The 24,493-nt window shown below is 49.7% G+C and carries 18 protein-coding genes, 1 tRNA gene and 1 rRNA gene; 7 read left to right on the plus strand and 13 right to left on the minus strand.

The genetic code is table 11. From position 1 onward, the window contains the following. Positions 1–238: 238 nt before the first annotated feature. The 5 genes from ACR0QT_RS13310 to ACR0QT_RS13330 form a co-directional block, all read right to left on the minus strand. Complete coding sequence (locus ACR0QT_RS13310; protein WP_432631189.1) at positions 239–2,836, minus strand: calcium-translocating P-type ATPase, PMCA-type; 2,598 nt, start codon at positions 2,834–2,836, stop codon at positions 239–241. 356 nt (positions 2,837–3,192) lie between these two features. Next, positions 3,193–4,284: a 5-methylcytosine-specific restriction endonuclease system specificity protein McrC gene (gene mcrC, locus ACR0QT_RS13315; RefSeq protein WP_432631190.1), complete on the minus strand. Its 1,092-nt coding sequence runs from the start codon at positions 4,282–4,284 to the stop codon at positions 3,193–3,195. Positions 4,285–4,384: 100 nt separating this feature from the next. Then, positions 4,385–6,205: an AAA family ATPase gene (locus ACR0QT_RS13320; RefSeq protein WP_432631191.1), complete on the minus strand. Its 1,821-nt coding sequence runs from the start codon at positions 6,203–6,205 to the stop codon at positions 4,385–4,387. A 230-nt stretch (positions 6,206–6,435) separates the two neighbouring features. Beyond that, on the minus strand, positions 6,436–7,782 hold the full coding sequence (locus ACR0QT_RS13325; protein ID WP_432631192.1) for an MATE family efflux transporter: 1,347 nt from the start codon (positions 7,780–7,782) through the stop codon (positions 6,436–6,438). Beyond that, on the minus strand, positions 7,739–7,909 hold the full coding sequence (locus tag ACR0QT_RS13330; RefSeq protein ID WP_432631193.1) for a hypothetical protein: 171 nt from the start codon (positions 7,907–7,909) through the stop codon (positions 7,739–7,741). Before ACR0QT_RS13330 ends, ACR0QT_RS13325 begins: the two co-directional genes overlap by 44 nt. Before the next feature lie 277 nt (positions 7,910–8,186). Here ACR0QT_RS13330 and ACR0QT_RS13335 point away from each other — a divergent pair, with 277 nt between their 5' ends. Further along, positions 8,187–9,530 carry an MATE family efflux transporter gene (locus ACR0QT_RS13335; RefSeq protein ID WP_432631194.1) on the plus strand — a complete coding sequence of 448 codons (1,344 nt, stop codon included), beginning with the start codon at positions 8,187–8,189 and terminating at the stop codon, positions 9,528–9,530. Positions 9,531–9,551: 21 nt separating this feature from the next. Here ACR0QT_RS13335 and ACR0QT_RS13340 read toward each other — a convergent pair whose 3' ends face one another. The 3 genes from ACR0QT_RS13340 to ACR0QT_RS13350 form a co-directional block, all read right to left on the minus strand. Further along, on the minus strand, positions 9,552–11,933 hold the full coding sequence (locus ACR0QT_RS13340) for a xanthine dehydrogenase family protein molybdopterin-binding subunit (RefSeq protein WP_432631195.1): 2,382 nt from the start codon (positions 11,931–11,933) through the stop codon (positions 9,552–9,554). Then, a complete protein-coding gene (locus ACR0QT_RS13345) occupies positions 11,930–12,445 on the minus strand; it encodes a (2Fe-2S)-binding protein (protein ID WP_432631196.1) in 516 nt (171 codons plus the stop codon). The genes ACR0QT_RS13340 and ACR0QT_RS13345 overlap by 4 nt, the downstream gene beginning before the upstream one ends. A gap of 209 nt (positions 12,446–12,654) precedes the next feature. After that, complete coding sequence (locus tag ACR0QT_RS13350) at positions 12,655–13,458, minus strand: FAD binding domain-containing protein (protein ID WP_432631197.1); 804 nt, start codon at positions 13,456–13,458, stop codon at positions 12,655–12,657. A gap of 217 nt (positions 13,459–13,675) precedes the next feature. Here ACR0QT_RS13350 and ACR0QT_RS13355 point away from each other — a divergent pair, with 217 nt between their 5' ends. From ACR0QT_RS13355 to ACR0QT_RS13375, 5 genes are all read left to right on the plus strand, one after another. After that, positions 13,676–14,803: an ABC transporter substrate-binding protein gene (locus ACR0QT_RS13355; RefSeq protein ID WP_432631198.1), complete on the plus strand. Its 1,128-nt coding sequence runs from the start codon at positions 13,676–13,678 to the stop codon at positions 14,801–14,803. A 155-nt stretch (positions 14,804–14,958) separates the two neighbouring features. Further along, on the plus strand, positions 14,959–15,900 hold the full coding sequence (locus tag ACR0QT_RS13360; RefSeq protein ID WP_432631205.1) for a FecCD family ABC transporter permease: 942 nt from the start codon (positions 14,959–14,961) through the stop codon (positions 15,898–15,900). Next, a complete protein-coding gene (locus ACR0QT_RS13365; RefSeq protein ID WP_432631199.1) occupies positions 15,897–16,796 on the plus strand; it encodes an ABC transporter ATP-binding protein in 900 nt (299 codons plus the stop codon). Before ACR0QT_RS13360 ends, ACR0QT_RS13365 begins: the two co-directional genes overlap by 4 nt. 38 nt (positions 16,797–16,834) lie before the next feature. Further along, positions 16,835–17,173 (plus strand): winged helix-turn-helix domain-containing protein, encoded by a 339-nt coding sequence (locus ACR0QT_RS13370; protein ID WP_177976651.1) that lies wholly within the window; start codon positions 16,835–16,837, stop codon positions 17,171–17,173. 163 nt (positions 17,174–17,336) lie between these two features. Beyond that, complete coding sequence (locus ACR0QT_RS13375) at positions 17,337–18,440, plus strand: NTP transferase domain-containing protein (RefSeq protein ID WP_432631200.1); 1,104 nt, start codon at positions 17,337–17,339, stop codon at positions 18,438–18,440. A 38-nt stretch (positions 18,441–18,478) separates the two neighbouring features. Here the strand turns inward: ACR0QT_RS13375 and ACR0QT_RS13380 are convergent, their stop codons facing one another. Continuing rightward, positions 18,479–19,876 carry a uracil-xanthine permease family protein gene (locus ACR0QT_RS13380; protein WP_432631201.1) on the minus strand — a complete coding sequence of 466 codons (1,398 nt, stop codon included), beginning with the start codon at positions 19,874–19,876 and terminating at the stop codon, positions 18,479–18,481. A 251-nt stretch (positions 19,877–20,127) separates the two neighbouring features. On the opposite strand from ACR0QT_RS13380, the gene ACR0QT_RS13385 reads away from it, so the two are divergent. Continuing rightward, the gene (locus ACR0QT_RS13385) at positions 20,128–21,450 is read left to right on the plus strand and encodes a sodium-dependent transporter (protein WP_432631202.1); all 1,323 of its coding nucleotides are present in this window, start codon (positions 20,128–20,130) and stop codon (positions 21,448–21,450) included. Here the strand turns inward: ACR0QT_RS13385 and ACR0QT_RS13390 are convergent. The 4 genes from ACR0QT_RS13390 to ACR0QT_RS13405 all read right to left on the minus strand — a co-directional run. Then, a complete protein-coding gene (locus ACR0QT_RS13390; protein WP_432631203.1) occupies positions 21,364–22,380 on the minus strand; it encodes a MerR family transcriptional regulator in 1,017 nt (338 codons plus the stop codon). The genes ACR0QT_RS13385 and ACR0QT_RS13390 overlap by 87 nt on opposite strands. Positions 22,381–22,411: 31 nt before the next feature. After that, positions 22,412–23,764 (minus strand): MATE family efflux transporter, encoded by a 1,353-nt coding sequence (locus tag ACR0QT_RS13395; RefSeq protein ID WP_432631204.1) that lies wholly within the window; start codon positions 23,762–23,764, stop codon positions 22,412–22,414. A 444-nt stretch (positions 23,765–24,208) separates the two neighbouring features. Then, positions 24,209–24,281: transfer RNA gene (locus ACR0QT_RS13400), tRNA-Gly, on the minus strand. Positions 24,282–24,376: 95 nt separating this feature from the next. After that, positions 24,377–24,493, minus strand: a 23S ribosomal RNA gene (locus tag ACR0QT_RS13405); the annotation flags it as partial.

Here is a 24,493-nt window from a genome sequence, read left to right on the forward strand (position 1 = left end):
TATCACAAACTTTCTCAGGAGGGGAGACAATCCCCTTCTGAGTTATACGCTCCGCGAGGATGCGCAGTGATTTTGATAAGAAGATGTCAGCAGAGCTGACCAAAATCACGCGCCAAGTCTCCGCGAGCGTCGACTTGAACTTCGTACTTAACTTTCTAATTAACTTCGTACTTAACTTCCTGCTTCATTTCCTAATTCATTTCTTACTTAATACCTTAATTAACTTTCTGCTCACTTCCTATTTGTGTGCAGTAAGCAACTTTCTTACCACATCGATCGGAATAACCATAAATGCCAGAATCAGGCAGATCAGCCAGGACTTCAGGCTCAGGCTCTCAACGCTGAGCACCTCTCCGCCGAAGGTGACAAACACAAACTGCATCACGAAGATCGACAGCATCACGAGAAGGAAGTTTTTGTTTCTCATCAGATTCTCAAACGGATTGATGTGAGCCGTTCTCGCATTAAAACCATTGAACGTGATCGCCATCATAAACGTTGCAAACAGTGCCGATTTGAGGTAGGTCACATCGACATCTCCGAACAGATTTCTGATCGGTGCAAAGAAGAGAATCGACAGACAGATAAATGTGATATAGAGCGCACTGATGATTACCTCAGTCAGCATCTCCTTTGTGACAATGCTCTCGTTTCTCGGAACCGGTTTATCTTTCATGTACTCTTTGAGCGCCGGCTCACTTCCGAAGGCGATCGCCGCAAGCGTATCCATTGCAAGGTTGATCAGCAGAAGCTGAATAACCGTCAGAATCACATTTTCTCCTAAAAGCGGTCCGATAAAGCAGGTCAAAACCGCTGCCACATTTACGGTCAGCTGGAAGATCAGGAACTTACGGATGCTCTTAAACATCGTGCGTCCGTACAGGATTGCCTTCTCAATCGAGGAGAAGTTGTCGTCGAGAATCGTGATGTCTCCTGCCTCTTTTGCAACCTCCGTACCGCTTCCCATCGCAAAGCCGACATCCGCTTTCTTCAGAGCCGGGGAGTCGTTGACACCGTCTCCGGTCATTCCGACTACCTCCTCGAGCTCCTGTGCCAGTCTCACGAGACGGCTCTTGTCCGTAGGAAGTGCTCTTGCGACAACTCTCAGATGAGGAAGAATCTTCTTCATCTCCTCGTCGCTCTTCTCCGCCATCTCCGCGGAGGTAAGAGCCACATCATCTGGATTCACAAGCAGACCTGCCTCTTTTGCGATGGCAACTGCGGTCTCTTTTCGGTCACCGGTTACCATGACAACCTGAATTCCCGCATTCTGTACCTCATGGATCGCATCGGCTGCCTCCTTGCGGACGTTATCGCGGATGCTGATCACACATACGAGAGTCAGATCGCCCTCATCGGACTCGCCCTCTCTCTTTGCAACTGCAAGAAGTCTCATCGAACGTCCTGCCTGTGCATCCATGTGTGCGATGAGGTAATTCTTTTCAACGAGTTCTTTCGTCTCACCGTTCTCATCGATGTAATGTGTACATCTCTCAATGATTCGCTCCGGCGCACCCTTGATGTAAGTCATGCTCTTTCCATCGCGCTGAACGGTTACACTCGAAAATTTCTTTGCGGAATCAAACGCGTTAAAGTTTCTTGCCTCTTCCTTCGCAATCGAATTTACAACCTTTGAATCAATCAGGTATGCCATCAGGGCACGGTCGGTGCTGTTTCCACCGATGATCGAGCCATTTGAGGCAACTGCACTGTTGTTGATACCGGTTCCGATGATCACATCCCCCGCAAGGTTAGACGGCATCTTGGAAAGTTCCTTAAACGGAACAACATTTCCCGTCACAAGCTCCACAACCGACAGGCGACCCTCGGTGATCGTACCGGTCTTATCGCTGAAAAGAATGCTCAAACTTCCGGCAGTCTCAAGACCGTTGATCTTTCTGACAAGGACGTTGTCCTTTGCCATTCTCAGGCTCTGGAACGACAGCAGAATCGAGGTCAGCATCGGCAGACCCTCCGGCACTGCACAGACAATGACGGTGATTGCGACAGTGATCGCGTCGAGAAGCAGGCGAATCCATTCATAGATTCCAGACGGAAGTGCTCCGGTCACAAATGTCTTGAGCAGAATTCCCACAACAATCGCAATCGCGCCCATATAGCCGAACTTGGAAATCTGCTGAGCGAGAACGCCGAGCTTTACCTGAAGCGGAGTCTGTCTCGTCTCCTCCTGCACTTCAAGCGCAAGCTCTCCGAACAGCGTCTTGTCTCCGACCACCTTAATCTCCATATAGCCTTCCCCGCCACACACAACGGTTCCGCGATATGCATAATGCTTGTTCAGCAGATCTTTCACATCATAAGAAGTCTTCTCATCCGGGCACGGGATCTTCGTTGCCTCCTCGGTCTCACCATTGAGTGCTGCCTGATCGACCTTGAGTGCTCCCTCCACGACAACTCCATCCGCCGGAATCTTGTCGCCTGCCTGAAGATACACGAGATCTCCAACAACAACTTCGCTCACATGAATCTCGAGAAGCTTTCCGTCTCGAATGACTTTCGCGATCTCCTTTGCCTCTTCCTCTTCCTTGAGCGCAGATGCCTTGTTTTCCTGTTTGTTCTCACTGATCGATGCGACTCCGTTCGCAATCACAATCGCAATCAGAATTCCTACCGGCTCAAACCATTCTGCCTGTCCGAGCAGAAAAAGTCCGATCTGAACAACCAGAGCGACCAGCAAAATCATGATCATCGGGTCCTTGAAACCTTCAAGAATCTTTTTCCACAACGGGTCTGCTGGAATCTGCGTCAATTCATTTGAACCATGCTGTTTGCGACTCTCTTCTACCTGTTTTGATGACAGTCCCTGCAACTTCATTTTTTCTCCTATTTTCTCCTATCTTTTTCCAAATCCGGAACCAAAGTCTGAATCAAATTCCAGATCGCATTCTGGATCAAATTTTGAATCAAATTCTGGATCCATATTGAGAGTTTTTTCGACAATCTCGTCAAGAAATTGTCTAAACAATATTTTATAAAATATCTCGTTTTTTGTCAATATATGCGTGATGGGAATGCAAAAAAGTAATGGCTTTTGTTACTGTTCACGCGCACGTGCCCAGTAACGGAATTTGCCGTGGCTTCGCATTTAAATACGGCAAATTCCCGCTACCACCACGTTATCTTACGGCACTTTCGGTTCCAAAAGTGCCTACCTCTGAACAGTAACAGATTTTACAGATGCGCTCCGTCCAACCTGACTCCATCACGCCCTATACCAAAGTTGGTTTTGACAATCTCATCGAGCTGTCCTGCAATCCCCGAGAACTCCTGATTCAAGTCCAGTGTCTTCACGCTGATCCGGTTTCCTCCGATCACAAACTCGCAGTCCGGCGTGATCTCCTCCTCCGTCTTCGCATACAGAAGAAGTCCCGATACCTTCCCGCTCCCGGCGACATCCTGATTTTTCACATAGGTAAAGATCTGATAAAGGTTTCCAGAGTGAATCGTCTCCTTCTCATAGTGGCTCTGCATCGTGTGACCGTAATATTTTGCGTCAATAATCAAAATCTCATCACCCAATCGCAGAAAAATATCGGTCTGCATCACCGGAAGGAAGCGAATCATCCGGGACTGCGCCTCTTCCGTCAGGTTCCACTTCACCTGAGCCGACCGCACCTCTGTCAGTTCGGGGTGATGGCATCTGATATATTCCAGAATGAATTTCTCGTAAAGCCGGTGCAAGGACTCGTCCGAAAACGTCATCATCCGGTATCCGCCCGCCTCCTCCGTCTGGATCATTCCCTCGTGCACAAAATAGCAGAGATTGAGGAGCATCTCGTAGTTCGCATTTCCGCGCTCGTAGCGAAGCGACTCCCAGCGGATCTTTGAGACATCCACCGAATCCACCTCTCCAAAGAAAGAAATCAATTTTTTGAGCTTTGCCCGTCGATCGCGCCTCACCTGTGAATCCCGGATCAGCGCCTCCATCGTCGCCTTTAAAATCTGATTGAACAGGTTGTTTGCCGACACCTCCTCAAACTCACAGCAGACCTGTTTTTTTCTCTGGATCTGGTTACGGACAGTTCCCGCAATCAACAGTTTTCCCCGCATTGTCGGCAAATCTTCCTCCCGACGCACATACGTCCGGTAAAGTCCCTGTTTCAGCTGGCGGGAGATCCCACGAAACAAAATCTCCGCAAAAAGGTCTGAGATCGCCTCAAACTCCTCCGCAGTCACGTCCTCATAAGAGTTCTGGCGTAGCACCTGAAATGCATACGCCAGCATGTAATAAATATTCTTGATGAAAATTCCCCTGTCTCTCATAAATCTTTCATAAATTCGGGAATCTTGCTCCCTATTTTTCTTTCTATTGTTCTTCCTATTTTGCTTCTTATTTTGCTCCTTGTTTTGCTTCTTATCTCATTCATTTCTCTGAGTCCGTCGCCTCTAAGACCCCTCTGAGGCGTCTCTCCCATTTTAACAGTCGTTCTCTCTCGTCAAACCAGTACTCGCGAAGCATCGGGAGAATATCATAATTCACAACCATCTTCATCCACTCCAATGTACAGGATTCCCGATTTTGTCCGCAAACATAACTGTGACCGATACAAAATCCATCTCCGAGAGAATCATCCTCCCGAATCTCCCGATTTAAGTCCACAATCTGCTCGATCAGCCGGTCAAACACTTGATTTTGCAGGGATTTCTGATAATTTTCAAATCCCGCAGACGAGAATCCAGGCTCCATCTCAAAGAAGCTGAACCGTCTGCGAAGCGCATAGTCGATCATCGCAAGACTCCGGTCTGCGGTGTTCATCATGCCGATCAGATAGAGATTCTCCGGCACCGAAAACAGCGTCTGGCTATACGCCAATGTCGCCGGCGTTCCCCGATAATCCTTCTCAATCAGCATCAGAAGTTCGCCAAAAATCCGACTCAAATTTCCCCGGTTGATCTCATCAATCAAAAAGAAATATTCATGGTCCGGATCTTCGCTCGCCTGTTTGCAGGCACGATAAAAGATTCCCTCTCTTAGCTTAAATCCCTCTCCGACCGGCTTGTAACCCATAATGAAATCTTCATACGAATAACTCTGGTGAAACTGAATCAGATGAATCTTCGACTCATCCTTTTTTCCCATCATCGCATACGCAAGGCGCTTTGCCGTAAACGTCTTTCCGACTCCCGGCGCCCCCTGAAGGATCAGATTTTTCTTATTTTTCAGCAGAGCCACAAGCGTGTCAAAATCCTCTTCCCCGATATAGACTTCGCTTAAGAAATCCTCTCTCGTATAAGATTCCGATTCAGATGGATCGCACGGAGAAGGTTCGCAGGCAAACTCTTTGCAGACAGACGTCGAAAGCTGAGCATCTTTTTGATTCTGTTTCTTTAAAATCGTCTGATCCGCCTGCTCGCAATTCGATTCCCCGTTTTCATTCCAACTCGCGATCGGTTCTCGATTTCTGTCTCGATATCGCGCTTTTCTCGATTCTCGATCTCTGTCGTGACCTCTATCTTGCCCTTTATCCAGATTTCTATCTCGATCGTGATCATTCTTACCCCGATTTCCATAAAAACGACTGACAAAGAACGCGAGATCGGTCGTCATCGTGATCTTCTCCGGATCGGAATAGCAGGACTCATCCGCCAAATCCTTAAATATCTGATCTAGCTCCGAATCTCTCCGGATCACATCTCGAATCTCCTCATAAAGCTGGTATGTTCCTCTGACATTCAGAATTGCATCCCCGCGAATCGGCAAAAAATCCGACTTCACCGCCTGTGCGAGCGCAAGTGCATCTGAGTATTTATACACATAATACTGATCCGGATTTTTAAGCCACAGATACGTTGTGATTGCATTCGCCATTTGATAGTGATGATTCCACGTTCCATCATCGTACTTCATCCGAAGCCAGTCCGCCGATGCCTGAAACTGACCAATCCTCAAAGCAAGGTCCTCCGACTCATCAAACAGACTGCGAAACATACTCCGAACCGCCTCTGCGTCAGCACTCGCAAACTGACTAATCATCCTGCGCGGATAATTACTCCGGTTTGCAAGCAGATTTGCCGTCTTTTCTGTTGCCTTCATAAACATCTGCCGAAAATCATCCGCCTCAAGATCCCAGTATCTCTGAAAATGCAGGATTGCTCTCCATTTATAGCGTCCCCTATTCCAGTGTTCCGGGAAATACTCCTTGTAGGCAGAAAGAATCTCTGCCAGATTTTCCGGATGAAACATCTCCTCATTCCGCCCTTCTGTGTATGATGTGCTCTCAGAGTCTCTCCTGCACCTGCCTTTGCAAGCAACTTTCCGCCAGTCATGCACAAAGAAATTCCGAGAGCACCTGTATTCTTCCTGTCATTTTCTCACGTTTTTCTTTATTTTTCAAGCTCCGAAGATCGTCCATCTCCGACACCTGTCTCTCCGAACAAGCTCCCGGGGTATCCTCTGTCCTCCAACCCGGTTATTTACTTTTTATACCAGCCCTTTTTCTCCCAGTAAACAAACGCAATCACACACAAGAGAAGCTGTACGGTCGAGGATGCCGGTGTGCCAAGACCAATCTCAAACAGCGTCGCTCCCGCCATCTTACTCACCGCATAGGCAATCGGAATTCGCACTCCAAATGCGCCGATCAGTCCCTGAATCATCACAAACAGGGTCTTTTCACATCCATTGAAATATCCGATGAAGCAGAACATAAATGGAGTCAGGAAACAATCGATGCCGTATGCTTTCAGATAGCTATGAGAAGCGGCAATCACGTCCAGATCCTTTGAGAACAGACTGCTCAGGACATCTCCGTGAACATAGGCGAGAAATCCCATAAATGCGCCTGCAAGAAATGCCGTGATCATTCCCGATTTCAGCGCCGACTTTGCGCGCTCCGGCTTTCCTGCTCCACGGTTCTGTGCGGTAAATGCCGACATCGACTGCATAAATGCCGAGGTGACAAGCATCATAAATACGCAGACTTTCTCCGCAACACCGACTCCAGCGGATGCCGTGACGCCGAAGGTGTTGACGATCATCTGAAGAACAAGAAACGAGGTTCCCACCAGAAACTCCTGAAGGGCAACCGGGGTTCCGAGTCTCAGCTCTTTCCCGATCACTCTGCCATGAAAACGCACATCCTCCCGCTTTAAAACAAACGGAAGTTTCTTTCTTCTGACAATGCCAAAGGAAACCAACACACTCACTGCCTGGGCAAGCACCGTCGCAAGACCTGCTCCCAGTGCCCCTAAATGAAGTCCTGCGACAAGCACAAGATCCCCCACAATATTGACCACACACGCAATGCAGACCGTCACAAGCGGAGTCTGGGAGTCTCCGATTCCTCGAAAGACCGCACTGAGCACGTTATAAGCCACAATGAAGAGCGAGCCGGCTCCGCAGATTCGGATGTAAGCCGTCGTCTCCCGAAATGCCTCCTCCGGCGCATGGAGCATGATCGCAATCCGCTCTGCAAATACCAACAACATCGCAGTCAAAATCAGTCCAAACACCAGAAACAGGCAGATTCCGCTTCCGATCGCTTCTCCCGCCTCTCTCGGCTTCTTCTGCCCAATCTTCTCCCCGACGAGAATCGTGATTCCCATCGCAAGACCCGTAATCACATTCGTCACCGTCTGAAGCAGGTTGCTTCCGGACGCAACGCCGGAGACATCCGCGGTTCCCGCAAACCGTCCGACTACCAGAAGATCGACTCCCCCGTAAAGTGCTTGCAGAAACAAGCTGAAAAAAATCGGGATCGCAAACATAATCAGGCTCTTAAAGACGCTTCCCTCCGTCAGACTTCTCGTTTTTTGTTTCATTTTCCTCTCTCCTCGTATCTACCTTTCTCTGTTTTCTTTGCTTTTCTGCGTTCTTCGTTCTTTCTGTTTCCTTTGTTTTTCTGATTTCTTCGTTTTTTCTTTTCTTCGTTTTCTCTGTCTCAGACAAAAAACATCCTCAGAATGGCTTATTTCATGAATGATCTTCCTATCGAACGATCTAACATCGTTGATAAAATAAAAAAGCTGGACAGGACGCAGATATTTCAATCTACCGCCTTATCCAGCTTATCATTTCTTCTGAATGATTCACCCTCCGAACGAGCACCTGTATTATAGCAAATTATAAAAAAATGTCAAGATCCGATTAGCCTTGACGAATCCCCGGGAAATACGTTATGCTGAAGGGACACTCACGAGTTTACAGAAAGGATTTTTTATTTGCTATGAGTAGTTCAATCAATCAGCATTTCACACCGTGGAAGCTCTTGCAATTTGCCACTCCATCGATCGTCATGATGATGTTCATGTCCCTCTACACGATTGTGGATGGAATTTTTATCTCCCGTTTTGTCGGAAGCAATGCGCTTTCTTCCTTAAATATTGTCTTTCCGGTTATCAACATCGTGATCGCGGTTGCGACGATGTTCGGAACGGGCGGAAATGCAATCATCAGCCGTTATCTCGGGGAACAGAAACCGCAGGAAGCCAGAGAATGTCTGACTCAGTTCGTCGTTGTCAGCCTGATTTTCAGCATCGTGATTCTGATCCTGACTCAGTTTTTTCTGACTCCGATCTCCCTGTTTTTGGGTTCTAACGAGGTGCTTCTTGAGGACTGCCGGATCTATCTGTCGATCGCGGTCAGCTTTGCCCCGGCATGCACGCTCCAGTCCCTGTTTCAGTCCTATTTAGTGACTGCCGGTCATCCCGGATTTGGTCTGTTTCTGACAATCGGAGCAGGCATCCTCAATGCCGTCCTCGACTACGTCCTGATCGTCCTCTGCGATCTTGGAATCGGCGGTGCTGCCCTTGCGACCGGAATCGGTCAGTCCGTCCCCGCGATCGCCGGAGTCTGCTTCTTTCTCTTTTCCAAGAGAGAACTGCACTTTACCCGGTTTGTCCTGCGCCCGAAGGAGCTTCTTCTTGCCTGCTACAACGGCTCTTCCGAGATGGTGACCCAGCTTTCCAATGCCATTGTCACCTTTCTCTTCAACATTGTGCTGATGAATCTCGCAGGTGAGCACGGAGTTGCAGCGATCACGATCCTGCTCTACGGACAGTTTCTGTTCAATGCGTTTTATCTGGGATTTTCAATCGGCATCAGCCCGATTGTCGGCTTCCAGTACGGCGCACGCAACAAAAAGGAACTTGAGAACGTTTACCGGATCTCCTTTCTCTTTGTCGGAGCTTCGTCGATCGTTCTTCTGTTTCTCGCAATCTCCCTCTCTCGCCCGCTTGTGACCGTGTTCACACAGGACCCGAAGACACTTGCGCTCGCTGTGACCGGATTCCCGATTTTTGCGTTCAACTTCCTGTTCAGCGGACTCAACATCACCTCGTCCGGATTTTTCACGGCGCTCTCAAACGGAAAGATCTCCGCGATCCTCTCATTCAGCCGGACGCTTGTCTTCACCGTGATCTCCCTGCTCGTGCTTCCGCCGATTCTCGGAATCAACGGCGCCTGGGTTGCGATTCCGACTGCGGAGTTTTTCACGCTCCTGCTGTCGATCGCGATGCACTTAAAATATTTCCTTCGTCCAGGTCCAAAGAACTATTTTTCTGCGACCTAAATAAATTCAAGTCAATTCTCTTTACATTTCTGAGTTTTCGATCACCGCAGTCGCAATCTGTTCCGGCGTGATCGGAAGCTCATAGAAGCGTTTTCCGACCGCCCGGCAGACCGCATCTGCGATCGCCGGAAGCGGAGTGTTGATCACAACCTCGCCGATCGACTTTGCTCCAAACGGTCCCTCGCTCTCATAACTGCTCTCGAATGCGACCCGAATCCGTCCGATATCGACACGGGTCGGAATCTTATACTGCATCAGCGAATTCTCCAGAACCTGTCCCCGTTTCGTATAAGTAATGTTTTCTGTGAGTGCCATTCCGATTCCCTGAAGGATTCCGCCCTCTGCCTGCACCCGTGCAAGGTTCGGATTGATCGGCGTTCCGCAGTCCACAACACCCACATAGTCAATGACCTCAACCTCTCCGGTCTCAAGGTCCACCTCAACTTCTGCCGAACCGACCATGAACGGAGGCGGAGAGAGCTTGGAACTGTTCGTCACCGTCGCTTCAAGCGCAATGTCATTTCCACACATCGAAGCCGTCGCAAGATCCACAAGAGAAACCTTGTGCACCGCATGTTCTGCATCTCTGACCGATTTTTCCTCTTTTTCCTCTCTATCCTCTATGTCCGTGGTTTCTTCTGCGTCCTCATTCTCCACATAAACCCATTTTCCATCAAAGCTCACATTCTCGGGCGCACATCCAAGTTTCTTTGCTCCGAGTTTGCAGATCTGATCGCGGATCTGAAGGGCGCACTTTTCTACTGCCTTACCCGTCACATACGTCGTACTCGAAGCATAGGAACCGGAGTCATAAGGGGAGAAATCCGTGTCCGCTCCACAGACCGTGATGTCGTCGATCGAGCACTCAAGCACTTCCGCTGCAATCTGCGCAAGAATCGTGTCGCACCCGGTTCCCATATCCGCTGCACCGATCGCAAGCGTGTAAAATCCATCGTCATTGACCTTGATCGTCGCACTTCCGACATCGACTGAGCCGATTCCGGAACCCTGCATCGCCATGCCGATTCCAACTGCGCGGACTTTTCCATTTCCCATATCGCGAACTTTCTTTTTGTGATCCCAGTCCACCATCTCGCGAACTTTCTTCAGACAACGGTCGAGCGCACAGCTCGTGTTGACCTGACCATAGTAGGCAGGCATCACATCGCCCTCTTTGACGATATTTTTCTCACGGATCTCAAATGGGTCCATATTCAGGCGCTGTGCGAGCTCATTGACTGCCGACTCAACCGCAAAAAGTCCCTGTGTCGCCCCGTATCCTCGGTAAGCTCCCGACGACATGCGGTTTGTATACACCACATCGTTGACAAAACGGAAGGCTTCTGCCTTTCCGTAAAGCGGGATCGATTTGTGACCGGAGAGTCCAACGGTTGTCGGTCCGTGCTCCCCGTAAGCACCCGTGTTCGACAGCGTGTAGAGGTCAATTCCCCGCACAATTCCGTCTTTCGTCGCTCCAAGGCGCACATGCATCTCCATCTCGTGACGCGGGGTCGACGCCGTCATGCTCTCCTGGCGCGTGTAAATGATCTTCGACGGTTTCTTCGTCATCCACGTCACAAATGCCGGATAGACCTCACAGACCGAGGTCTGTTTTGCGCCGAATCCACCACCGATTCTCGGCTTGCTGACGCGAATCTTTGACTTTGGAATGTGGAGCGCATTTGCGAGGATACGACGGCAGTGGAAAACGATCTGTGTTGAGCTGAACACATTCAATCGCCCGTATGGATCAATCGAACAGTAGGTGCGAAATGTCTCCATCATCGTCTGCTGGCACGCTTTCGTATGGTAAACGTGATCGATCACAATGTCGCAGTCCGCCAAAACCGCATCGATGTCACCGTCGGACGATTCTGCGTGAGCACAGAGATTGCGCTTGTTGTCTGCTCCGACCGGACAGAGGCTCTCCCAGTTCTCCTCCGGATGCACAAGGATCGGATTGTCCTTTGCGGTATGGAAATCAAGCACCGGCTCAAGCACCTCATACTTTACTTTTATCATCCGAAGCGCCTTGTCGACACACGCCTCATCCTTACCGGCGACAATCGCAACGACATCGCCGATAAAGCGCACATGGCGGTCGATGATCAGACGATCATACGGGCTTGCCTCCGGGTAGGTCTGACCCGCCTGTGTGTACCGTCTCCCATTCTGGTCAATGTCCTTCCAGGTGTAGATCACTTCGATTCCCGGCACCCGCATTGCGGAGGTCGTATTCACCTCCTGCACAATCGCATTGGCGTGCGGGGAGCGCAACAGCTTGACAATCAGGCAGTTCTGAGGAGCCAGATCATCCATGTAGACCGGCTGTCCCGTCACAAGTTGCATCGCGTCTTTTTTTCGCACCGCATGATTTACGATAAGATTTCCCTCGCGTTTCATTTCTTCATCTCCTCCTCTCCCTGCACAGCTGTTTCCTCTTGCTGTTTGTTCTGCTGTTTGTTCTTTTTCCAGTCCAGAAACGCGAGAATTCCGCGAAGCTGTCCCTCGTATCCGGAACAACGGCAGAGATTTCCGGCAAGGTACTCCTTGATCTCCTCCTCACTCGGAAACTCGTTTTCCCGAAACAGCGCAAGCGCATTCATGATAAATCCCGGATTGCAAAATCCACACTGCTCGGCACCCTGATCGGCAATAAAAGCTCCAAACTCCTCTGCCTCCGCTTGAAGACCCTCTAGCGTTGTCACCGCTCTGCCATCCACGCGCACCGCCAGAACGGAGCAGGACAACACCGGTTTTTCATCCAAAAACACCGTGCAGAGACCACAATTTGAGGTCTCGCATCCTCGCTTCACACTGTAACAGCCCATCCTTCTGACCAGATCAATCAAAAGCGTATCCGGCTCGATCTCTTCGCTTACCTTTCTTCCATTCAGCATAAATGTAATCTGCATCGACTCTCTTCCCTTCTCTCAACTCCACGAAATCTCACCATTTTTATTTTTTATCTTTTTTGGCGATCTTTATCTTTCTCGGTGATTTTATCTTTCTTAGCGATCTTTATCTTTTTGACAATTTTATTTTTCTTGGCAAGTTTTATCTTGTTTGACGATTTCATCTTTTTTAGCGATTTTTATCTTTCCTGGCGATTCGCAAATCATTCTCATTTCTCAATTTGTTCAAGTCGCTCGACTGCACGTCTCGCGAGAACTCCCGCCAGATGTCTGCGGTACTGCGCACTTCCGCGCAAATTGCTGTCCGTCACAATCTCCGCTCTCACCTTTTCAGAAATTGCCTGCGCCAGATTCGCGTTCTCTTTCTGCAACTCCTCCACCGACTGTGCCGGCACGCTCATCAGGACTGCTCTTGCCGGGCGTGCGCCGATCACAATGCGGTAACCTCCATCTTTTTCCCTCGCCGTCGCACACGTCAGGACCGGAAAATCCGTCTTTGTGTTTCGGACAGACTGATAGCAGAAATCCGCATCTTCTTTATGTACAATCACTTTGACGAGGATGTCTCTTCCCGCTCCCTCGCGCGCAAAGGTCTCAAGCGGAACGATTCCGCCCTTGTACAGTTCGACTTCCGTCTTCATCGCCAGAAACATCGTCAGAACATCGGAGAATCCGAATCTTCCAAAAATGCTTCCGCCGACAGTTGCCAGATTGCGAAACTGCACGCCGACAATGTGACGCACAGACTCCCGAACCGCACCTTCTGTGTAGGATTCCAGTCCCGCATGAAGCTCCAACTCACGCAGGGTCACCATCGCACCGATCTCAAAGCGATCCTCCATCTCCTCAATCTGGTTTAAGCCAAGTCCCGACAGATCAATCGCCGTCCCGACTCTTCCATGTCCCATTTTCAACCAGAGCATTCCTCCAATCACCCGATTTGGCTTCTTCTGATTCAGCTCCCAAGCCTCCTCAAGGCTCTCCACCCGCCTGTACTCGCGAATTGTCATCATAACCGTGATCTCCTCTTATCTCTCTATTCGTTTCTTTTAACCGTAATATTTTTAAATTGCAATATTTTTTCAAAACACGGTAAAACCTATCCTAATTTTATCTTTTATTTTAACATACTTTCTGCTATAATACCGTTGTTGTTTTATTACTACAACGAATTACTGTTCACGCATTGCGCAAACAGTAACCAAATCTTTTCAAAAGAGGGAGAACATTATGAAAAAGAACATCAAACAGTTATCGGCAATTTTTCTGTCTATGGCACTTGCATTTGGCACAACCGCGTGCGGTGGCAATGCTGGTTCCGCTTCTTCATCTGCTGAGACTTCTTCTGAGGTAGCTTCTGAAACAGCCACTGAGACGAGCGCTGAAAGCACCGCTGAGGAAACCGCTTCCGCAGACAGCACAGACGCCAATGTCACCTATCCGCTCACCGTCACCGACCAGCTCGGACGTGAAGTCACGATCGAGAAAGAGCCGGAGTCTCTTGTGAGTGGTTACTATATCTCCACCAGCCTTATGATTGCACTCGGACTTGACGAGAAACTCGTCGGTGTAGAGGCAAAGGCTGACACCCGCAACATCTACAAACTCAGCGCACCGGAAATTCTGGATCTTCCGAGCGTTGGAACTGCAAAGGAGTTTGATCTTGAGGGATGTGCATCCCTGAATCCGGATCTCGTCATCGTTCCGGCAAAATTAAAGGATTCGATCCCGGCAATGGAGGAGCTTGGTCTCACCGTTCTCGCTGTAAAACCGGAGAATCAGGAACTGCTCTTTGACGCCATCGATCTGATCGATCAGGCTACGAACACCGTTTCCGAGGGTGAGAAGTTAAAATCCTACATCACCGACTCTCTTGACAACTTAACCGAGACTTTAAGCTCCGCAGAGGACACCCCGTCCGTATACCTCGGTGGAAACAGCGCTCTGCTTGAGACTGCCGGCCCTGCTATGTACCAGTCCAGCCTGATCGAGAACGCAAAGGGTGCAAACGTGGCAACCGAGATCAGCGATTCCTACTGGGCAGAGGTTTCCTACGAGCAGATCCTCTCCTGGAATCCGGATTACATCGTTCTGGCTTCTGACGCTTCCTACACGACCGATTCCGTCCTTACTGACAGCGCACTTGCAGATTGCAACGCAGTCAAAGAGGGACAGGTTGTAAAACTTCCTGATGAGATCGAGGCTCTTGACTCTCCGGTTCCGGCTAGCTTCCTTGGAAGCATCTACCTTGCTTCTGTTCTTCATCCGGATCTTGTCTCCGAGGAGGACTATCAGAAGACTGCCAGCGATTTCTATGAGACCTTCTATGGTTTCACCCCGGAAGTAACTGCACAGTAAACACCGAACAATCCGCATAAACGATGCAAAACGCATAAACAATGCAAAATTTTCACGATTTTCACATTCATACTTTTGACAATCATCTTGACAATCCTCGCAGGACACACTGCCTGCGATCAAACAGAACCGCACTGCTTGCAGGGATCTCTTCCCTGCTTGTGTGTGCGTCCTTTGTCACAGCCATCCTGATCGGAAAATATCCGATTTCCCTCACTGCACTCTTAGCTGGGGACAGGATGGCTATTCGTACATTTTGGATTCTTCGTCTGCCCCGCGCACTCATGGCACTCTTCGGAGGATTTGCGCTTGGCATCGCGGGATTTGTCTACCAAACCATCTTTGGCAATCCACTCGCCTCCCCCGACATCATCGGAGTCTCCTCAGGCGCAAGCGCCGGTGCTGCCTTTGCGATCCTTTTTGTCTCCTCAAGCATGATCGGGACAACCGTCTTTGCCTTTCTCGGAGGACTTCTCGCCGTGTGCATCTCTCTCGGACTCTCCGCCCTTGCTCCGGGAAAAAGCCATTCCTCGATCGTCCTTGCCGGAATCGCCGTGCATGCACTCGCACAGACCGTCCTGATGTTTCTGAAACTGACCGCTGATCCGGAGAAAGAACTCGCGTCGATCGAGTACTGGATTATGGGAAGTCTCGGCGGAGTCACGCTCTCCAAAATCCCATTTTCGATCGCCGTGATCTGTCTCTGCTGTGCCCTGATTTTCTCGCTTCACCGCCATCTTCTGATGCTCTCGGTGCAGGAGGAGGAAGCAAGAATGCTTGGAATCTCGGTCGGAACGATGCGGATGGCGCTTTTGTTTGTTGCGACGTTTGCGGTCTCCGCTGTCGTCAGTGTCACCGGACTGATCAGCTTTGTCGGTCTTCTTGCCCCGCACACGGCACGCATGCTCTGCGGGCACAATAAGCGCTCCTGCTGTTTCTTAAGCGGTACGATCGGAAGTTTTCTTTTGCTCACCGCAGACACGCTCGCAAAGGGAATCGCTAAGACCGAACTTCCCGTCAGCATCTTCACCTCTTTGCTTGGCGCTCCGTTTCTGATCTACCTGATTCTCGCAAAAAGAGAGGAGGCTACCCGATGACAAGGACATTTCCACCCTCATCCCACGATCTCGCGCCCTCCCTTAAATCAGCTCTTAAATCATCGCTTGCATCCGCTCCTAAAACCTCTGACTCTTCTCCGGTCTTCTTCGCAGAACACCTTAGGGTCTTGCGGGGCGGTCACCCGATTCTCAACGATCTCTCATTCTCGATCGAATCGGCCGGCACGATGACCGGACTTCTCGGCGCAAACGGATGTGGAAAAACGACGCTGATTCGCACAATCTGTCAGGATCTTCCTCACTCTGGAAGCTGTAACCTGAACGGTTTCATCTTAGAGGGTCTGTCTGTCCGCAATCTCGCGCGTCAGATCAGCTACATTCCTCAGCAGACCGGTATCTCGATCTCGATGTCCGTCCTCGATGTCGTTCTGATGGGATTTCATCCTGTGCTCAAACTGTTTGAACAGCCGTCTGCCTTGATGCGGGAGCAGGCATACACGGCGCTCCGTCAGACCGGAATCGAGGAGCTTGCCGATCGGGATTACCTGACACTCAGTGGCGGGCAAAAACAGCTCGCAATTCTTGCTCGAACCCTCGTCGAGAACACCTCTCTGTTGCTCCTCGATGAGCCGGACAGCTCTCTCGACTTTCCCAATCGGAGTTCGATGCTTCGCCTGATCGCTGAGACGACCGCAAAACACAACAAGACGACTCTCGTCTGTCTTCACAGCCCCGATCTCGCCCTGCAATTCTGTGACCAGATCCTGCTCTTAAAAGACGGAAGGGTCTCGGCATGTCTGCACCCCAAAACGGATTCCAATCAGCGGATGGAGGAAGCGTTCTCCGAAATCTACGGTCCGGTTCGCCTCCTTCGAATTCCCAAAAATCAGGTGGAATCCGATACGCAGGATCGCCTTGTTCTTCTCCTGTTGTGACCACTTTTTATTGTCATTGATTTGTGAGGATTTATTTTATGAAACCTATGATTCGCATCTGCCTCTGTGATGAGGAAAACAAACGATTTTTCGGAGAGGGACCCTGCCGTCTCCTCCATGCCATCGAGGAGACCGGCTCTCTGCGCTCCGCCTCTCTCTCGATGGAAATGGCATACACAAAAGCGCTTCAACTGATCCGAAACGCCGAGCGGGAACTCGGATTTCCTCTGACTGTCAGAAAGACCGGCGGAAAAGGAGGCGGTGGAAGCTGTCTCACCCCGGAAGCAAAGGAGTTTTTGCATGAATACGAAGCCTACCGCGATGCCTGCATTCAGGCCTGCACCGAGCTCTATTCTCAGAGCTTTTCAAAACAGTAAAAAAAAGCATCTGCTGATCACCGGAAGCCGGGGAATCGGGAAAACGACGCTCTTAAACAACCTGCTCCCTCTCCTTTTTCCTCTCCTTCTTTCAGGTAATTCCGATGATTCTAATGATTCTGATAATTCTAATGCTTCCAATGCTTCTAACGCTGAAGCATATTTGAAGATTCCGGGATTTTCGACCCATGCAATCCCGAAAACCCGTGTCGAGATTCAGGATCGAATCACCGGAAAAACCGGCATCATCGGCACATTTTCCGCTGACCTCGCCTCCCGGAGCGAAATTCCATCCGGATGTCGGATGCAACCCTGCCCGGACGGCTTTCTTGAAGTCGGAATCCCTGCGATTCAGCGTGCGATCTTGACGAGCACAGAGGAGGCTCCCTGGGCCGTCATCGATGAGATCGGCTATCTCGAGACCTCGTGCGAACCATTTCTCAAGGCACTTGTCACCCTCTTTGACACAAGACCGGTCATCGCCGTGATTCGCAAGCAATCCCTGCCGTTTCTCGATGAACTCAAACATCGACCGGATGTCTTTGTCATCGATCTCGACGAACCGGTGCTTCCAATCGGCTGTGTGATCATGGCATCCGGACTTGGCAGACGTTTCGGCTCTGACAAGTTGATGGTCTCATTTCAGGGGCAACCTTTGATTGCACAGATCCTTCGGGCAACCTCATCTGCCCTCTTTGCGGGCCGGATTGTCGTCACACGCTCGAAAGCCGTCCAGACCTTTTGTGAGACTGCCGGCATCCCTGTCCTCTTTCACGAGTTTCCAAACCGCAATGACACCGTGCGTCTCGGTCTGACCGCTCTCTTGCGATCACACCCGGAACTTAAAGGCTGTCTCTTTGCGCTCGGTGACCAGCCTCTGTTAAGCCGGGAAACGCTCGAGACTATGGCAATCGCCTTTTCTCAAAATCTTGTTTCCCGATCTTGCGAAAACGAAAAAGCAATTTCATCAAAAAAAGAACAGGGGATCTTCCGTCTGTGCTTTGAAGAACCTTCGGATGTTACTGACCCGAATCCTTCTGTCACAGTCGGAAGCCCTGTCCTTTTTTCAGATTTCTTTTTTGAGGAACTCCTTGCCCTTCCCGCAGGAAAAGGAGGAAGTTTTGTGATCCGAAACCACCCGGAAGATGTTCACCTGATCCCCGCCCTCAGCCCCTATGAGCTCATGGACGTCGACACCCCGGAGAATTTAAACTTTCTCCTCGATCACGCCGATCCCGATCTGTCTTCCTCGCATTCGGAAAAATAACTTTCCTTCCTTTTCCTCTACGTTCTTTCATCTACTATCTACTTCTCATCTGCCGGAAGCAGGATGTTTAAGAGAATCGCTACAAATGCCGCCGGAACGATGCCGGAACCGCCAAACACAAGCTGAATTGCCTCCGGCATCTTCGAGAGGATCGTCGCATGTGCACCCATTCCATATCCAACACCGAGTGCAACCGACACGATCGTCAGGTTGCGAGGAGTCATCTTTTCTCTCATAATCAGCTGAATTCCGCTGACCACGATCGAGGAGAACATCATGACGGCTGCTCCGCCGAGCACTGCCTGTGGCATGATCGAGACGATCGCTCCGAGCTTCGGGAACAGACCGCAGAGCACAAGGAAAATGGCTCCGGTTGCAAGTGCCATACGGTTGACGACCTTCGTCATCGTCACAAGACCAACGTTCTGGCTGAACGAGGTGTTCGGAAGCACACCGAAAAGAGCTGCAAACGTAGAACCGATGCCATCACAGATCACACCGCCGGAAAGCTCCTTATCGGTCGCCTCGCGATCCATTCCGCCCTCCATCACACCGGAAATGTCTCCGACCGTCTCAACTGCGGTCACGATAAACATGATGAGCACCGGCAGAATCGCGCGAAGATCAAAGACGAGCTTGACTGGCATCAGAGCCGGAATACTGAACCAGGATGCCTGAGCGACCTTGTCCCAGTTTAACACCCACGCCTTCGTGTACTCTGTTCCGTCAACGGCAACCGCGGTATGCGGAAGTACCACGCCCATGATCATTGACGCGATGTATCCCGCAATGATTCCGATCAGAATTGCGGACGAACTTGCAAATCCCTTTGTGCCATGCTTAACCGCAAGAATCACAACCAGAACAAAGATTGCAAGAAGCATATTTTCCGCAGATCCAAAATCTTTCGCACTGCTTCCGCCTCCGAACGAGTTGATTCCAACTGCAATCAGGGAAAGTCCGATCGAGAGCACAACGGTTCCGGTTACAACGGACGGGAAAAACTTTCGAAGCGGTTTTAAGAAAAATCCAAGCACACTCTCAAACAGACCGCCGATCACCGATGCTCCCATAATCGCACCGTAGGCGAGAACACCTCCGCCCATCGACGAGGCAACACTGTTGAAGACACCGATGAATCCCGAACTCGTTCCCATGATGATCGGAACTTTTCCTCCAACCGGTCCAATCGCAAACAGCTGAACCAGGGTCACAATACCTGCAACCAGCATCGCATTCTGCAAAAGCTCCACCTGAAGATAAGCCAGATCGCTTCCTCCCGTGATTCCGCAGGCTCCTGTGATAATCAGAAGCGGGGTCAGGTTTCCGACAAACATTGCCAGCACATGCTGTAAACCAAGCGGAATTGCCTGACTCAGTGGCATTTTCGCCTCAAACTCGTATGCTGGGCCTTCCAGTTTCTTTTTCTCACTCATATCTTCTCTCCTTTTCTGGTTGGAAATGCGCACGGCATTCCGGAATGAATTATGAATTGTAAAATGAATTGTAAAATCGCACCCATTATACGAGATAATTTTTTTCATGTAAAGATTTTTTTGTCGAACAAAGAGTTTTTCTGTCTATTTTTCATCGTATTTTTTCCAAAACCGCTTTTCGATTGCTTTTCCTTCTGATTTTGTTTATAATATTTTTGCTGTTATAAAACGGCTTACGAAAGGATTTATTTATGAAAAAACGAGATTCGTTTCAAAGTAGCTGGGGGTTCATCCTCGCCTGTATCGGTTCCGCGGTCGGAATGGGCAATATCTGGATGTTTTCCACCCGAGTTTCTCTCTACGGGGGCGGTTCTTTCCTGATCCCCTATTTTCTTTTTATCGCACTGATCGGCTTCACTGGCGTCATCGGTGAGATGTCTTTTGGACGTGCGACAAAATCCGGTCCGATCGATGCCTTCGGTTCTGCCTGCGAGCGCCACGGCAAGCGCAGTGTCGGTGAGGCACTCGGCATGATCCCTGTCCTCGGGTCTCTCGCGATGGCGATCGGCTACACCGTTGTCATGGGATGGATTTTAAAATATGCGGTCGGCGCATTCACCGGTTCGATCCTCGCACCGGACAGTCTTGATGGATTTGCCTCCTCATTTGGAAGCATGGCTTCCGCCTTTGGAAACAACTTCTGGCAGATCCTCGCCCTGATCTTCTGCATGCTGATCCTGATGCTCGGAATCGGCGGTGGAATCGAGAAAGCAAATAAACTGATGATGCCGATCTTTTTCTTTCTCTTCGTGATCCTCGGCATCTATGTCGCATTTCGCCCCGGTGCAACGAAGGGCTACCAGTATATTTTCCAGATTGATCCGGTCAAACTCGCCGATCCGAAAACATGGATTTTTGCACTCGGACAGGCGTTTTTCTCCCTCTCTGTCGCAGGAAACGGAACTCTGATCTATGGTTCTTACCTCTCCGATCAGGAAAACATTCCATCCTCAGCAGGGCGCGTTGCCTTTTTCGACACAGTCGCAGCAATGCTCGCCTCCCTCGTCATCATTCCGGCGATGGCAGCTGCCGGAGCACAGCTCAACCAGGGTGGCCCGGGACTTCTCTTCATCTATCTCCCACACCTGATTCAGGCAATGCCGGGAGGTCGACTGATTGCGATTGTCTTTTTCACCGCAGTCCTCTTTGCCGGCATGACCTCTCTTCTGAATCTCTACGAGGCACCGATTGCCACCGTGCAGGAAAAACTCCACCTCGGACGTGTCCCTGCCTGTGCAATCATCGGCGTCATTGGCGTCATTGTCTCCCTTTTGATTCAGGGAATCGTCTCTGACTGGATGGATATTCTGTCAATCTATATCTGCCCACTCGGAGCCGGACTCGCAGGCATTATGTTTTTCTGGGTCTGCGGAAAGTCCTATGTGGAGACAGAAGTCAACCGCGGACGAGACAAAGCCTTCACCGGCTTATTCCTTCCGGTCTGCCGTTACCTCTACATTCCGATCTGCTTCTTTGTGCTGATCCTTGGAATCGTTCTCGGCGGAATCGGTTAAACTTTTGACCGGAATCTGGATCTCCGTCACAAATTGACTCGGATCGTCCGTCATTCCCTCGTCAATCAGCGTGATCTCTCTGGAAAATCCATTGACCTTCAGACGATGTTCTTTCATATAAGCAAGAAGCCTCCGATAGTAGTCGGGGGCTTCTTTGTGGCTTCCGCAAAAACGGACAACCGCACAGATTCCCGCCGGAATCCGCTCAGTCTCCCCATCAAAGACTTCCTCCTCATCCAGAACAAGAAAGACCCGATCATAGCAGTCAAATTTTTCCTGATTCCCATATTTTTTTCGGACAGTATCACTGGTATCACTCCCCGATTCACAATCCCCATCGGCATTATAAAAACCATCTTTCATCGATTTTATCGAATCCTCAAAATGCCTCAATCTCTCCTTCGAGATTCCGACACCGACTTTCCCGAGAAAAACCATTGATTCTCTCTGTCCCCTCTCAAGACGACGAATCGAGTATTCGAGATCTAAATAGGAATGCGGTTTCAGAGAAGTGGAAATCCATGCAATTCTCAGATCTGAAATCTGTTTAAGCTCAATCTTCTCCAAGGATGAATTTCTTGCATCCTCAATCTGATGGAGGCGATGACCAATTTTTCGGCGAACAATCTCAAGCTCTCGCTGTTTTTGATCGATGATCTCCTGCTGTTGCCTCAATTTTTCACAGATGCTGTCAATATTTCGATTCTGAACAAAATCTGCGATCTGCTTCAATGGCAGATCAAGTACCCGCAGATACCGAATCGTGTTCAGCACCTCAAACTGTCGAACTCCATAATAGCGGTAGCCCGTCTGTTCATCAATAAATTCCGGAATCAGGATTCCTGCCTGCTCGTAATGGCGCAGAGTTCCCGGACTGATATGAAACATCCTCGCAACTTCCCCGATCTGAAACAGACTTCTCTCATTCATTTTCATTGAACCGCCTCAGGCTCCTTTTCTCTTATAATAAACAAGATGCTGTTTCCTTCCTTCTCAGCCATCTATATGCAAACAGGCAGATCACAACGGAAACGAGAGAACCGCAGGCGGTCGCCAGTCCCATCGGAAACAGCGTTGTCGGAAACATCACTGACATCAGGTAAACGCCCGGCACGCGCACAAGCGCAATCGCTGTGATATTGTGCAGAAACGAGAGCTCTGAGCGTCCGCAAGCACAAAAATATCCGCTGAAACTAAAATGCATTCCCGCAAAGATGCAATCCCAGATATATCCGCGAATATACTGCGCGCCCTGTTCGACGACAGCGTGATCGGATGTAAACATTCCAACCACATTTTCTGCCATAAACTGAATCCCCACAGACACACAGACTCCGAAAATTACTGCAATAAGAATCGCATCGAACAGCGTCTGTCTCGCCCGCTTCTTCTCCCCTGCACCAATATTCTGAGCACAGAGAGCGGAGACGGTGGAAAGCATCGAGGACGGCACAAGGAAGAGGAAGCTGATAATCTTCTCCACAATTCCTACGGCTGCCGAATCGGTCAGTCCTCTCCGGTTTGCAATGATTGTGATGATGATAAAGGCAACCTGAATCAGACCATCCTGCAAGGCAATCGGAACTCCGATCTTCAAGATCGCCCCCATCGCATTGTGATTTGGCTTAAAATCTGCTCTGCCGACGGAAATTCCCGTCTTTCTCTTCATAATCACAGTCAGAGCAATCACAACACTGATCGTCTGAGAAATCGTCGTTCCAAGCGCTGCTCCCGCCGGACCCATCTGAAAATATCCCATAAAGAGATAATCAAGCGCAATATTTGCGACACAGGCAACTGCAATAAAATACATCGGACTCTTGGAATCTCCGATTCCGCGGAAAATCGCACTGATGATGTTGTACGCCGTGATAAATGGAATTCCGATAAAACAGATTGTCAGATACGTCACGGTTCCAGCAACTGCCTCCTCCGGCGTGGACATCACGCTGACGATCGATCGCACAATCATCAGCAGACCTACCGTGAGTGCCACCGACACACCCATAAACAGAATCGCCGTATTTCCAATCGCGGAAGATGCCTTTTTCTGATCTCCTGCACCAATTGCATGACCGATGCTGACCGTCGTTCCCATCGCAAGCCCCACAATCACAACCGTCAACATGTGCATGACCTGACTGCCGATCGAGACTGCCGTGATCCCTGCCACCTGGTCAAACTGTCCGATGATAAAGAGATCCGCCATCCCGTAAAGCGTCTGAAGAAAATATGACAGCAAATACGGCAGAGCAAAACAGACAATGCTCCCAAGTACACTTCCCGATGTCAGCTTGTTTTCTGTTTTATTCATCCCAGTTTCTTTTCTCCTTTATCCTTCTTATTTTTTCTTCATAATTTGGCGTGGGCACGCAATGTTTGCATCGCCTTGAATTTCTCTTATTTCTCTTTACTCTAAACCTTACAATGATTGTAAAGTCAACAGATAATATTCTGCATGCTTTGATAAACTCTTTTATACCTCAGAGTAAATATACAGGAACTCTGACTAGAACATCTGGAAAATATCAGCCGTAATAGGAAATCTCTTCTCTTGTTCCCTCGCATCAAAAAACAAAAAGGCACTTGATTCTTGGCTATTGCGAGGGAGAGCGCGAGACGGCGCAGAACGTCCGGGGGACGTTCGCTTTGCGCCGACCGGAGCGGAGCGGAGACCTCGAACCGTTCAAGCCCGGCCGGGCTTGAACTAAAAAAGAGGGCATCCGTCCAAGACGGATACCCTCTTTTTTACTTTGAAAGCGCGAGACGGGACTCGAACCCGCGACCCCGACCTTGGCAAGGTCGTGCTCCACCAACTGAGCCACTCGCGCATATCTGAATCGCATTTCTGCAATTCATACATTGACATGTACCTTCAAAACTGCACATTGAATCATCCGTAATTCTGTATTTCTCCTAAACCGTCTTGGTTAAGCCCTCGACCTATTAGTGACAGTCAGCTCCACACATTACTGCGCTTCCACCTCTGCCCTATCTACCTCGTCGTCTTCAAGGGGTCTTACTCTTGCGATGGGATATCTCA

The sequence above is a fragment of the Brotaphodocola sp. genome, assembly GCF_050873365.1.
Taxonomy (GTDB): Bacteria; Bacillota; Clostridia; order Lachnospirales; family Lachnospiraceae; genus Brotaphodocola.